Below are 13,025 nucleotides of genomic sequence, written 5' to 3'. Positions count from 1 at the left end.
CTGAAACTGATGTTAGTTAGCGGGGGACACCGTTTCCACCGGCAGACCCAATCCGTCAAGCTGCGGTTTCACCACCGCGGCGTCGCCGACGACGACATAGACGAGATCATCGGTGCTCAGCGCCTTTCGCGCCGCTGCATCGACGGCTTCGGGTGTCATCGCTTCATAGGTCGCGGGCAGTTTCTCGTAATAATCGTCGGGGCGATCGAATTTGGCGATCGCGCGCAGCCCGCCGAGCACGTCGCTCGACGTTTCGAAACTGCCGGGCAGTTCGCGAACGCTGCCGTTCACGGTGCGCTGCAATTCCTCCTTGGTCACGCCCTTGTCGCCGAGGAAGGCCTTGAGATCGCTTTGCAGCTCCTTGATCGAATCGCCGGTGCGATCGGCCTGCACCGGCGCCGACACGATCCAGCTGACGCGGTCCTTTTCGCCCGAGACCTGCGTACGCACGCCATAGGACCAGCCCTTCGTCTCGCGCAGGTTCATGTTGAAGCGTGACAGGAAATTGCCGCCGAAAATGTCGTTCGCCGACCGCAGCACTTCCAGCCCGTCGCCGCCCTTCACGTCGAGCACCCTGCCCGCGAGGATCACCGATTGCGGCGCCTTGGGCCGGTCGACGAGCAGGATGCGCGGCTGCGGCTTGGGGATCGCAATCTCGAAATGCTTGCTCGGTTTCGCCGCCGCCGGCGCTTTCCAGTCGCCGAATGTCGCATCGAGTTCCTTCTTCACTTCGGCAAGCGTCGTGTCGCCGACGACAAAGATCCGCGCATTGTCGGGACGGATCCACGCCGAGTGGAAAGCCGCGAGCTGGTCGCGCGTCGCCGCGGTCACCGCCGCCGCATTGCCGAGGCCCGAAGGCGGGATGCCATAGGGATGCTCGGCGCCGTAAAGCGCGGGCATCAGCACGCGGCTCGCGATCGCGCGCGGTTCGTTGAGTTCGGCCTTCAGCCGGTTGAGCTGCTGCGCGCGCACGCGTTCCAGTTCCTTCGCATCGAACGCCGGGTTGCGCACATAATCTGCGAGCAGCGCCAGCGACGCGCGCAAATTCGGCTTGAGCGCGAACAGCCCGAGCGCGGTTTCGTCGGCGTCGGCATAGCCATAGGTCTGCGCGCCGAGCCGCTCCTTCGCTTCGGCAAAGGCGATCGAATCGAGGCTGGTCGTGCCTTCGTCCATCAGGCTGAGCATCAGCGACTGGGTGCCGAGCGCGCTGCGCGGATCGGCGGCATAGCCGGCGTCGAAACTCACCTGGACGTTGACCGTCGGCACCGTCGTCCGGCGGGCGAAAACCACCTCGATGCCATTTTTGAGCCTGGCGCGCTCGATGTCGGGGAATTCGAGCGCCTTCAGGCCCGTGACGCCGGGAAATTGCGAGCGGTCGGCGATCGACGTCGCCGCGCCGATCCCGCTGTCGGGGCCAACGTCGCCCAGCGCGGGGTTCCAGTAGCGGTCGGGCTGAACTGCGGGCGCGCCCTTTGCCCCCACGACAGCGCCGCCGCGGTTCTCACCGCCTTCGGTGCGCTCGCCGGGGGTATAGGTCAGCGAAAAGGCCGGGCGCGTCAGCCATTTGCGCGCGGCGTCGCGCACCTGTTCGGGCGTCGCCTTGGCGAGGCGTTCGAGCTCGACCTTGTAATGGTCGGGATCGTTCGAATAGAGCGCGCCCTCGGCCAGCGTCACCGCCTTGCCGCCGAAGCCGCCGACCGATTCGAGCTGCGAGATCGCGCCACCCAGATAGCTGGCGGTCGCGCGCTGCAATTCGTCGGCGGTCGGCCCGCTTTCGAGGAAGGCCGCGATTTCCTCGTCAAGCCGTTTCGCGACATGCGCCGGATCGACGCCTTCCTTGACGTCGGCCTGGACGAGGACGATCCCCGCGTCCTCGAACGGCGATGCACCCGCCGAGACGCTGACCGCGATCGGGTCCTTGCGCACCAGCGCGTTGTCGAGCCGCGACGACGACAGCCCGCCGAGCACCGACATCGCCATCTGGAGCGGCACGGCTTCGGCATCGTTGAGCCCCGGCATCGTCCACATGCGATAGATTCGCGTGGTCGGGATCATATCCTTGACCTCTTTCGCGAGCGGCGCGGGAAGCGTCGGCACCGGGGCCGCGGGCGCCTTGATCTCGGGGCCGCGCGGAATATCGCCGAACCATTCGCCGACTTTCGCCTTGGCCGTCGGTACGTCGATGTCACCGGCAAGGACGAGCACCGCGTTGTTCGGGCCGTAATTGTCGGTGAACCATTTTTTCACATCGTCGAGGCTCGCCGCGTCGAGGTCGGCCATCGAGCCGATGGTGCTGTGGTGATAGGGGTGCCCCTTGGGAAAGAGATTCTCGAAAATCTCGTATCGCAGCAGGCCGTAGGGATTATTGTCGCCCTGGCGCTTTTCATTCTGGACGACGCCGCGCTGGTTATCGAGCTTTTCCTGCGTCACCGCGCCGAGCAGATGCCCCATGCGGTCGCTTTCGAGGAACAGCGCGAGGTCGAGGGCGCCGGTCGGCACGGTCTCGAAATAATTGGTGCGGTCGAGGAAGGTCGTGCCGTTGAAATCGGTCGCGCCAACCTGCCGCAGCGGCTCGAAGAAATCGTCGGGAGCGTTTTCGGAACCGTTGAACATCAGATGCTCGAACAGGTGGGCAAAACCCGTCTTCCCCGCGGGTTCGTGCTTCGACCCGACGCGATACCACACCGACACCGCAACGACCGGCGCCTTGCGATCCTCATGGACGATCACGCGCAGGCCATTGTCGAGCGTGAAGGCTTCGTACGGAATATCGACCGCCTTGACGAGGTCGGCGGTCGGCGCGGGCGCCGCGGCCTTGGCGAGGGCTGGAGCGGCGGCGACGAGCGAGGTCGACAAGGCAAGGACGACAGCGAAACGATGGAAACGAGCCATGAAAATCCCCTAGATCAAGGCATGCAGGCGCAGGCCTGCCGATCGGGTGCCGGACGGCACTGTATCAATGGTTTAGGACAGCGCCCCCCGGCTTTCAAGGCCGATAGAATCGCGCCCCGCTCGCCTTCAGCGCCGCCGGATCGAACAGCACGGGCTTGAGCTTGTGCGCCACGAACAGGGGGGCCTGGTCATTGTAATGCGGACTGCCGGGGCGCGTCGTCGCCGCACCGAAGGGCTGGATCGATTCGGACTGCACCCGGCCGCTCCTGTCCCATGTCACGAACATGATGAAGCTGTCGCCGTGGCGCACCTTCAGCCGCCCGTCGGGCTCCGCGTCCCACAAGGTCGAGGCGCGCACCGTGTCGTTGCCGCCGTCGAGCGGCAGGTCGACGCGGTTCGATCCTTCGCCGTGGCGGAGGCGCAGCACGGTGCCGAGTTTCGGATCGAGCCCGCCGAAATGATCCTGCAGATGCGCGACGGTTTCCTTGAGGACGGTCCGCGGGTCGGGCGCGGCGCGGCGCTGGTAATGGCGGCCGTTCGCGGGCCGCAGCACCATCAGCGCCAGTGCGTCGCCCTTGCCCCGGCCGTCGAGGTTCCAGTCCCATGCCCGCAGCAGCCCCTGCGCCCGCGCGAGCGCCGGATCGCCCTTCGTATCGAGCGCGAGCAGCCGGTCCATCCACGCCTTCGCATAGCCGGTTTGCGAATAGGCGGTGTCATATTTGATCGCCTTGAGCCGCGCCTCGTCGATCGGACCCGACGCCTCGAACAGCTCGATCAACCGCGTCGCGCGATTGGTCATATCGTCCTCGATCCCGAGCAGGGGCGAGAAAGCGGCGGCATCGAGTTCGTCGCCCGGCCCCGCCGCGACCCACGGCGTGTTGTTCGCGTTCATCACATAGCCCGAGCGCGGATTGACGAGCGCCGGAACGCGGTCGAACGGCAGCGTCTTGGTCCAGAGATCGGCCGACGTGTCGCCGGGCAGCACGCCGCGCCAATTATATCCGGCCGGCCGGTCGGGGAACATCGCATTATAGAAAAGCCCGATATTGCCCTTTGCATCGGCGTAGATGAAATTGGTCGCGGGCACGCCCTGCCCCGCCATCGCCGCGCGCCATTCGGCAAAATCCTTCGCCTTGTTCAGCCGGTAATATTGGGTGACCATATTCGCCTGGTCGATCCCCGCGTAGCGGATCGCGAAGGCGCCCTTTTCATTCTTGACCACCGGCCCGTGGACCGACCGATAAATGGTGCGCGGCACGGGCAGCACGAACGGGCCGACCTTGACCTTCAGCCAGATGCGCTTTTCCTCGAGCGGGCGCCACGCTCCGTCGAAACGGTAGTTTTCCCCGCTGTCGTCGAGGGTCAGCTTGTAGACGTCGATCAGGTCAGGCCGGTTCACCGTGTTGGTCCAGCCGAGATATTTATTGTGGCCGAGGAAGGGATAAGGCGAACCGGGAAAGTTCGCGCCGGCGAAGTCCCAGCCCTCTTCGGAATGGACGACCAGTTCGTACCAGGCGACGCCGCCGGTCCACGGCTGGTGCGAGTTCGAGACGAGCCGCGTCGCACCGTCGGACGATCTGGCCGGCGCGACCGCCATGCCGTTCGATCCATTGTCGGCCGGGTCGGTGCCGACCGGCGTCAGTTCGCGCGGGACGAGCTTGCCCGATTTGTCGAGCGCCGGTCCGCCCTCGCGTCCGATCTCGGCTCCTTCGACGAGCGAACCGAGCACCGAATCGAGCCCGAAGAAGAAAGGCGAACGCAGCACGAAACCCGCGACGACATCCTCGCCGGTCACCGGGAACAGCCCGGACAGCCGCACCTCGTCCGGATGCTTGTCGGCATAATGGTTGAGCCCCGCGGCATAGGCCGTGAAAAGCTTTTTCACATCATCGGGAAGCCGCGGCCAGTCGCGCCGCGCCGTCGCGCGCACGTCCAGCAGCGCCTCGGCATAGTCGATCTTCGCCCCATCCTCGCCGAGCATCGCGCCGGCGCGCCCGCGCGTCATCGCGAGCACCTCCTGCAGCGTCGAAAAATCATCCTCGGCATGGGCATAGGCGACGCCATAGGCGACGTCGGCGTCCGTCTTGCCGAAGATATGCGGCACCCCGAACTTGTCGCGCGCGATACGAACGTCGGCGGGCTTGAAAGTGGGCGGCGGGGGCGCTTCGGCGGTCAGCGGTTCCCAGAAAGCGAGCGATACGGCGGCAACGACGACCAGAGCCAAGAAGCCCAGAAAAATCCGTCGCAGCATCGTTGATCCTCTTCGTGGCCGGTCCGCGCGCATCTGTGGCGGCCATGTCGTCCGATGGCAAGCGGCTGTCGTTCGTCGAGGCGGATTTGCGGGTCGGCGGTGCGCCGCTATGCAGGATGCAGGTCATTGAACAACGGGGAATATCGAACGATGCGTATGAAACACCTGCTCCTTTCCGCCTGCCTGTCGCTCGCGCTCGCGCCCTCCGCGATGGCACAAGATATCACCGGATCTGGCGTCGTCCCCGCCACCGCCGCGAACAGCGCCGAACGCGCGATCGGCTTTGCCGCCAACGCGCCTGCGGGCGCGGCGCTTGTCGTCGTGATGACCGACGCCACCTTGCCGCCGCTCGACGGCGTCGCGTTGAGCGCGGCCGAGCGTCAGGCCGTCGCCGCAGCGGCCACGGCGGCGAGTTTCGACGGCAAGGCGGGGGCGACGCTGTCGCTGCGCGGTATCGGCGCGCACCCGCGCATCCTGCTCGTCGGCGCGGGCACCACCCCTTCGTCGCTCGCGCTGGCCGAAGCGGGCGGCAAGGCGGCACAGGAACTCAGGAGCGAAGGGCATCCGGTGACGATCGCGGGGGCCTATGGCGACCTGTCCGCCGCCGACGTCGCCTATGGCTTCGCGCTCGGCCAGTACCGTTTCGATCGGTACAAGACCGTCGACAAAAAGACGCCGCCAACGGGCGCGGCGACGTTCGTCAGCGCCGATCCCGACGCCGCCGAGGCCGCCTTCACGAGCCGCTGGAAACCGCTTGCCGACGGCGTCCGCCTGTCGCGCGACCTCGCGAACGAGCCCGCCAACGTCATCTATCCCGAAAGCTTCGTCGCGCGCGTGCGCGAGGCCTTTGCCGCGACCCCGGGCGTGAGCATCGAGGTGCTCGACGAAGCCGCGATGCGAAAACTCGGCATGGGCACGCTCGTCGGCGTCGGACAAGGCAGCCCGCGGGGATCGCGGCTGCTGGCGGTGCGTTATCGCGGCGCGGGCGCGCCCGACGCGCCCCTTGCCTTCGTCGGCAAGGGCATCACCTTCGATTCCGGCGGGATTTCGCTGAAACCCGGAAACGGCATGTGGGATATGAAGGGCGACATGTCGGGCGCCGCCTCGGTCATCGGCGCCGCGCTGTCGCTCGCCAGGTCGCAGGCGCCGGTGCACGTCGTCGCCGTCGCCGCGCTCGCCGAAAATATGCCCGACGGCAATGCTCAGCGACCCGGAGACATCACGCGCACCATGTCGGGCAAGACGATCGAGATGCTCAACGCCGACGCCGAAGGACGTCTCGTCCTCGCCGACGCCAATGAATATGTCGCCAAGGCTTACAAACCGCGCGCGATCGTCAATATCGCAACGCTCACCGGCGCGATCGTCAGCGCGCTCGACGACCAATATGCCGGGCTCTTCGCGCGCGACGAAAAGCTCGCCGACGCCTTGCTCGCCGCTGGCACCGCGAGCGGCGAGGAACTCTGGCGGATGCCGCTTCATAAAAATTATGCCGAAAAGCTGAAATCGGACGTCGCCGACATCCGCAATATCGCTCCGAGCCAGGGACCGGGCGCGAGCCTCGGTGCGCATGTCATCGGCTTTTTCGTCGATGAAACAACGCCGTGGGCGCACCTCGACATCGCGGGGGTTAATCAGGCCGACAAGGCGACCTCGCTCGTTCCGAAGGGCATGAGCGGCTTCGGCGTGCGCCTGCTCGACCAGCTCGCGCGCGGCGAGGAATAGAGTTTTTGCGGAACCTCGGAAGGCCCCTTGTGTTGCCAAATTGCAACACTATCTTGCTCCGTGAGAAAGGGGCTTTCTGAATGAACCTCGAAAAATTTACCGACCGCGCCAAAGGCTTTCTGCAGGCGGCGCAGACGATCGCGATCCGCATGAACCATCAGCGGATTTCGCCCGAGCACATCGCGAAAGCGTTGCTCGAAGACAATCAGGGCATGGCCGCCGGCCTGATCGCGAACAGCGGCGGCGACACCGCACGCGCGGTGCAAGGCATCGACGCGTTGCTTGCCAAGGTTCCGGCGGTGTCGGGATCCGGCGCCCAGCAAACCCCGGGCCTCGACAACGACGCCGTTCGCCTGCTCGACCAGGCCGAACAGGTCGCCGCGAAAGCAGGGAGCGAATATGTCGCCGTCCAGAACATTCTGCTCGCGATGGCGCTCACGCCCAGCACGCCAGTCGGCAAGGTGTTCGTCGACGCGGGCGTGAAGCCCGAGGCGCTGAACGCCGCGATCGCCAAGCTGACCGGCGGTCGTACCGCCGACACGGCATCGGCCGAGGATCGCTACGACGCGCTTCAGAAATTCGCGCGCGACCTCACCGAAGTCGCGCGCGAGGGCAAACTCGACCCCGTCATCGGCCGCGACGAGGAAATCCGCCGCACGGTGCAAATCCTCGCGCGCCGGACCAAGAACAACCCCGTCCTCATCGGCGAGCCCGGCGTCGGCAAGACCGCGATCGCCGAGGGGCTGGCGCTGCGCATCGTCAACGGCGACGTGCCCGACAGTTTGAAGGATCGTCGCCTGCTCGCGCTCGACATGGGCGCGCTGATCGCGGGCGCCAAATATCGCGGCGAGTTCGAGGAGCGGCTGAAGGGCGTGCTCGATGATGTGAAGGCCGCCGAGGGCGAGATCATCCTCTTTATAGATGAGATGCACACGCTCGTCGGCGCGGGCAAGGGCGAGGGCGCGATGGACGCCTCGAACCTCCTGAAGCCCGCATTGGCACGCGGCGAACTGCATTGCATCGGCGCGACGACGCTCGACGAATATCGCAAGCATGTCGAAAAGGACCCCGCGCTCCAGCGGCGTTTCCAGCCCGTTTTCGTCGGCGAACCGACGGTCGAGGATTCGATCTCGATCCTGCGCGGGATCAAGGAGAAATATGAACTGCACCATGGCGTGCGGATCACCGACGGCGCGATCGTCGCTGCGGCGACGCTATCGAACCGCTATATCTCCGACCGTTTCCTGCCCGACAAGGCGATCGACCTGATGGACGAGGCCGCGAGCCGCATCCGCATGGAGGTCGAATCGAAACCCGAGGAGATCGAGAGCCTCGACCGCCGTATCATCCAGATGAAGATCGAGGAATCGGCGCTCGGCAAGGAAAGCGATGCCGCGTCGAAGGACCGGCTCGCCGCGCTTCAGGCCGAGCTCGCGAACCTCGAACAACAGTCGGCCGAAGTCACGCAGCGGTGGCAGGCGGAGAAGGACAAGATCCACGCCGAGGCGAAAATCAAGGAAGAGCTCGACGCCGCGCGCAGCCAGCTCGAGCAGGCGCAGCGCGCCGGCGATCTCGCCAAGGCGGGCGAGCTATCCTACGGCACGATCCCCGGGCTCGAAAGGCAGCTGGAGGAAGCGCAGGCGATCGCCGGCAATGCCATGCTGCGCGAGGAGGTCACCGCCGACGATATCGCCGCCGTCGTGAGCAAATGGACCGGCATCCCCGTCGACCGGATGATGGAAGGCGAGCGCGAGAAATTGCTCGGCATGGAAGAGACGCTGGCGAAGCGCGTGATCGGCCAGGACGAGGCGGTACGCGCCGTCTCCACCGCCGTTCGCCGCGCGCGCGCGGGGCTGCAGGATCCGAACCGCCCGCTCGGCAGCTTCCTCTTCCTCGGGCCCACGGGGGTCGGCAAGACCGAACTCACCAAGGCGCTCGCGCGCTTCCTGTTCGACGACGACAATGCGATGGTCCGCATCGACATGTCCGAATTCATGGAAAAGCACAGCGTCGCGCGCCTCGTAGGCGCACCGCCGGGCTATGTCGGCTATGAAGAAGGCGGCACGCTGACCGAAGCGGTGCGCCGCCGGCCCTATCAGGTCGTCCTCTTCGACGAGGTTGAAAAGGCCCACGCCGACGTCTTCAACATCCTGCTCCAGGTGCTCGACGACGGGCGGCTGACCGACGGACAGGGCCGCACGGTCGACTTCACCAACACGCTGATCATCCTCACGTCGAACCTCGGCAGCCAGGCGATCGCGGCGCTTCCCGACGACGCACCGGTCGAGCAGGCCGAGCCCGCGGTGATGGAGGTGGTGCGCGCGCATTTCCGGCCCGAGTTTTTGAACCGGCTCGACGAGATCGTGCTCTTCAACCGGCTCGCGCAGCAGCATATGGCGGGTATCGTCGATATCCAGGTCGCGCGCGTCCAGAAGCTGCTCGCCGACCGCAAGGTGACGCTCGACCTCAGCGACGCCGCGCGCGCGTGGCTCGGCCGGGTCGGCTACGATCCCGTCTATGGCGCGCGGCCGCTGAAGCGCGCGGTGCAGAAATATCTGCAGGACCCGCTCGCCGACCTGATCCTGAAGGGCGAGGTCAAGGACGGATCGACGATCACGGCCGACGAAGGCGACGGCGCGCTGGTGCTGACCCCGGCCTGAGCCTGGTCAGCCCGCACCCGGAACGGCGCGGATCAATTGCTGTGATTGACGGGTGCGCGCGTCATCGCCTCGGCGGTGTCGCGCGCATTCTGGTTGCCCTGCGCCCATGCCTGCTTCCATTGCTCGTTGGTGCGGCACACACGCGCCTTTTTGACCCACGAGCCGCTCTCCTCGATCTTGCGGCATTTGATATAGTCGGGATGGGTCATCGCCAGCCCTTCGTTGAAGGCCCTGATCTCGGCATTGGTCATCGCCGACGGCGCCTTGTCGAGCGCGCGGCGGTTTTCGGCCTCCGCCGTAGCCGGGGCAGCGGCGAGCGCCAGTGCGGTCAAGATATTCAGCATGGGAGAGACATCCTTCCGTTCATTGCGGCCGGTCGGGCGCCCGCATCAACTGATCCTGCGGCTCCTGCGACACGCTCCACCCGCGCGCGAGCGTTTCCATCGAATCGCGCGCGTCCTGATTGCCCTTGTCGACGATCCGCTTCCATTCGGCGTTGGTGTTGCAGACGCGCAGCTTCTTGACGAGCGAGCCCACCTGCTCGATCCGGCGGCAACGGATATAGTCGGGATCGCTCGCCATCCGCCCTTCGTTATAGGCGTCGATCTCTGCCCCCGACATGTCCGACGGCGCGCGCGCGAGGCGCGGCTCGCCCTCACCTGCGCTCGCCGGTGTGGCGGCGATCATTGCAACGCTTATTGCCAGCGCCCGCATAGTCCTCCCTTTTCGCCCCGATGACCGATCAGTTCGAGTTCACGCCCTTGCCCACCATCGCTTCGGCGGTGTCGCGCGCGTTCTGGTTGCCCTGCGCGGTCACTTCCTTCCACTTTTCATTGGTGTAGCAAACGCGATTCTTCTTCACGAGCGACCCGATTTCGAGCGTCTTGCGGCATTTGATATAATAAGGGTGGGTTTGTGCCAGCCCCTCATTATGCGCCTTGATCTCGGTCGGGGTCATCGCCGACGGCGCCTTGGGCGGCGGCGCGCGATCGGGGGGCGCAGCGCTTTCGGCGGCGAACGCGCCGGGCGCGGCCAGCAGCGCGGCGGCGACAAGAGCAGGGACAATCCGGTTCATGCGTTTCCTCCTACCACGGGCACGGCCCGCAGCCTCATGGCACATATCATATTTGCGCTCGCGGCTTTCGCAAAGCTGAATCTCGGCCACAATCAAACGGCTGCCGCCTAGCGCGGCACGGCATAACCCGATGCATCGGCCGACGCGAAATAGCGCAGCAGCAACTCGCGGTCGCCGGCGGTCATATGCGGGTTCCAGACGTCGAAGATCAGCACCGCGCGCAGCTCGTCGCTGTCGTTCCACGCCTCATGCTCGATCGTGTCGTCGAAGGCGAAGGCGGTGCCTTCCTTCCACTCGCGCGTTTCGCCCCCGACGCGAAAGCCGCAACCGGGCGGGACGATCAGCGGCAGATGGACGATCGCGCGCGTGTTGGTGACGCCGGTGTGCGGGGGGATGCGCGTGTGCGGTTTCAGCATCGAGAAAAAGGCGCTCGGCGCGCGCCCGGGGATATGCACCCCCGGAACCGCCGCGAGCGCGGCAGCGGTCGCGGGACAGCGGTCGAGCACCGGCTGGTTCGGCGCGCCATATTCCCACAGGAAACAGGCGCCCCAGTCGAGCCTGTTGTCGAGACCCGACCAGATGGTTTCGGGCGAGCCCGCCTCCATCCGCACATAGGGGCGCAGCGCCTCGCCCGGGTCGTCGAGCAGCGCCTGCAATTCGGCGCGGATCGCCGGGGTTTGCGCCTCGATTTCCCCGAACCAGGGGAAATGCCCGCGGTCGAAGAATTCGTCCGCAGGCAGGAAGGGATAATAGACACCCGCGCATTCGTTCCGGTAGATCCGCCGGCGGCCGAGCGTGCTCGCGATGAAGGCCTCGCCGCGGCGTGCCTCCGCCTCGGTCAGGTCGCCGCGCATGTCCCCGAAAGCATCCGATGCCGCGGCGAACATCGTATCGGTCGCCCCCGCGACGAAGTCGCGGCCATGCGCAAGCAATGGCGCGAGCGGCGGCGGCACCGGGTCGAGTTGCGCGCCGAGCGCGATTGCGGCGCTCCACGCGGCGAGCGCCGCACCCATTTCACCGCGCGCCTCGTGGCGTTCGCCCTTGCGGATCCATGCCATCAGGTCGCGGCGATCGATCGCGAGCGCGGCGTCGAGCGCCTCAAGTTCACGGGCATCGTCGCCGAGCGCACGCCATGCCGAGCCAAGGTTGCGCTGCAAGGCGCCCGAATGCGGATCGGCCGCGATCGCCGCGCCGAAATGGCGCGCGGCGGCTTCATTGTCGCCGCTCTGCAGAGCCGCGATGCCGAGCCGGTTCGCCTCGACGGCCGAGGCGGGAGGAGGTGTGCTGGTCATGCCCGTGCTTGCCATCGACGGGGCCAGTCGGCAAGGTCGATTGATGACCGCCGCACCGTCCGTGTCCGCCATTGTCGATGATGCCGAATGGCTCGCGCATCGTTATGACCCGGGGCACGACGCCTTCCATTTTCGCCGCGTCGCGCGCGCCGCGCGCGCTTCGGTCCCGTTCCTGATCGACGCGCATCTGGGCGAGGAGGAGGCCCCGGTGATTTTGCGTCGGAGCGATTGCCTCGGCGCGATGGGCGCCCCACCCGCACCGCTCCATTTCATCTTTCACTCGGCCTATTGCGCCTCGACGATGCTGACCCACGCACTCGACCAGCCGGGTGTCGCCGCCAGCCTGTCGGAGCCCGTGCTGCTCAACGACATGATCGGCTGGCGCCGCCGCGGCGCGGCGCCCCGCGATCATGGCCGCGTGATGGACGGCGCGCTCGCGATGCTCGGGCGCGGCTTCGCGCCCGGCGAGGCGATGGTCGTCAAACCGTCGAACATCTTCAACCCGCTCGCCCGCGGGGCGTTGATGCTGCGGCCGGAAGCACGCGCGATCCTGCTCTACGCGCCGCTCCGCGCCTTCCTTTTGTCGGTCGCGCGCAAGGGTATGTGGTGCCGGCTGTGGTGCCGCGAATTGCTCGAATCCTATCTCGCCGACGGCTTTGTCGAGCTGGGTTTCGAACCGCGCGATTATTTCCGCCAGTCGGACCTGCAGGTCGCGGCGGTCGGCTGGCTCGCGCAGCAACAGGCCTTCGCCGCGCTGCTCGACTGGGCCCCCGCGCGGATCGCATCGCTCGACAGCGAGACATTGACACGCGATCCCGTCGCGACGGTCGCGGCGGCGATGGATCATCTGCATCTCGCGGGCGACCGCACCGCGATCGCCGGCCATCCGGCACTCGGGCGCAACAGCAAGTCGGGCGCTGCTTTCGCAGAAGGCGAAAGGCAACGCGACCTCGCCGCCGCCGAGGCCGCCTATGGCGAGGAAATTTCACAGGTCGTCGGATGGGCCGAGGCCGTCGCCGGTCAGGCGGCTATTCCGCTGACGCTTCCCGTGGCGCTTCCGGTGCGCTGACACCCCGGAAAGGGCGGTTTCGGCCGGAAGCGGCCGATAGAGATGTGTGCCCCGGCGAAAG

At 66.5% G+C, this 13,025-nt stretch carries 9 protein-coding genes; 3 read left to right on the top strand and 6 right to left on the bottom strand.

Annotated elements, in window-relative coordinates; all coding sequences use genetic code 11:
• Window positions 1-12 precede the first annotated feature (12 nt).
• A complete protein-coding gene (locus tag HDC29_RS02645) occupies window positions 13-2,892 on the bottom strand; it encodes a pitrilysin family protein (protein WP_179494109.1) in 2,880 nt (959 codons plus the stop codon).
• 94 nt (window positions 2,893-2,986) lie between these two features.
• A complete protein-coding gene (locus HDC29_RS02640) occupies window positions 2,987-5,143 on the bottom strand; it encodes an acylase (protein ID WP_179494107.1) in 2,157 nt (718 codons plus the stop codon).
• A gap of 150 nt (window positions 5,144-5,293) precedes the next feature.
• On the opposite strand from HDC29_RS02640, the gene HDC29_RS02635 reads away from it, so the two are divergent.
• Both HDC29_RS02635 and clpB read left to right on the top strand, forming a co-directional pair.
• Entirely contained in the window at window positions 5,294-6,868 is a 1,575-nt protein-coding gene (locus HDC29_RS02635; RefSeq protein ID WP_257018006.1) for a leucyl aminopeptidase, read from the top strand.
• Window positions 6,869-6,948: 80 nt separating this feature from the next.
• Window positions 6,949-9,528 carry an ATP-dependent chaperone ClpB gene (gene clpB / locus HDC29_RS02630; protein ID WP_179494103.1) on the top strand — a complete coding sequence of 860 codons (2,580 nt, stop codon included), beginning with the start codon at window positions 6,949-6,951 and terminating at the stop codon, window positions 9,526-9,528.
• A gap of 32 nt (window positions 9,529-9,560) precedes the next feature.
• Here the strand turns inward: clpB and HDC29_RS02625 are convergent, their stop codons facing one another.
• From HDC29_RS02625 to HDC29_RS02610, 4 genes are all read right to left on the bottom strand, one after another.
• Complete coding sequence (locus HDC29_RS02625) at window positions 9,561-9,872, bottom strand: hypothetical protein (protein WP_179494101.1); 312 nt, start codon at window positions 9,870-9,872, stop codon at window positions 9,561-9,563.
• A gap of 19 nt (window positions 9,873-9,891) precedes the next feature.
• Window positions 9,892-10,215, bottom strand: a complete 324-nt coding sequence (locus tag HDC29_RS02620; RefSeq protein WP_179494099.1) for a hypothetical protein — start codon at window positions 10,213-10,215, stop codon at window positions 9,892-9,894.
• A gap of 55 nt (window positions 10,216-10,270) precedes the next feature.
• A complete protein-coding gene (locus HDC29_RS02615) occupies window positions 10,271-10,603 on the bottom strand; it encodes a hypothetical protein (protein ID WP_179494097.1) in 333 nt (110 codons plus the stop codon).
• Between the two features lie 107 nt (window positions 10,604-10,710).
• The gene (locus tag HDC29_RS02610) at window positions 10,711-11,895 is read right to left on the bottom strand and encodes an aspartyl/asparaginyl beta-hydroxylase domain-containing protein (protein ID WP_257018005.1); all 1,185 of its coding nucleotides are present in this window, start codon (window positions 11,893-11,895) and stop codon (window positions 10,711-10,713) included.
• Window positions 11,896-11,938: 43 nt separating this feature from the next.
• Here HDC29_RS02610 and HDC29_RS02605 point away from each other — a divergent pair, with 43 nt between their 5' ends.
• Window positions 11,939-12,964 carry a hypothetical protein gene (locus HDC29_RS02605; RefSeq protein ID WP_179494093.1) on the top strand — a complete coding sequence of 342 codons (1,026 nt, stop codon included), beginning with the start codon at window positions 11,939-11,941 and terminating at the stop codon, window positions 12,962-12,964.
• The last annotated feature ends 61 nt before the right edge of the window (window positions 12,965-13,025 follow it).

It is taken from the genome of Sphingopyxis sp. JAI108 (genome assembly GCF_013410105.1).
Classification (GTDB): domain Bacteria; phylum Pseudomonadota; class Alphaproteobacteria; order Sphingomonadales; family Sphingomonadaceae; genus Sphingopyxis; species Sphingopyxis chilensis.
This window is presented reverse-complemented; position numbering and strand designations above follow the sequence as displayed.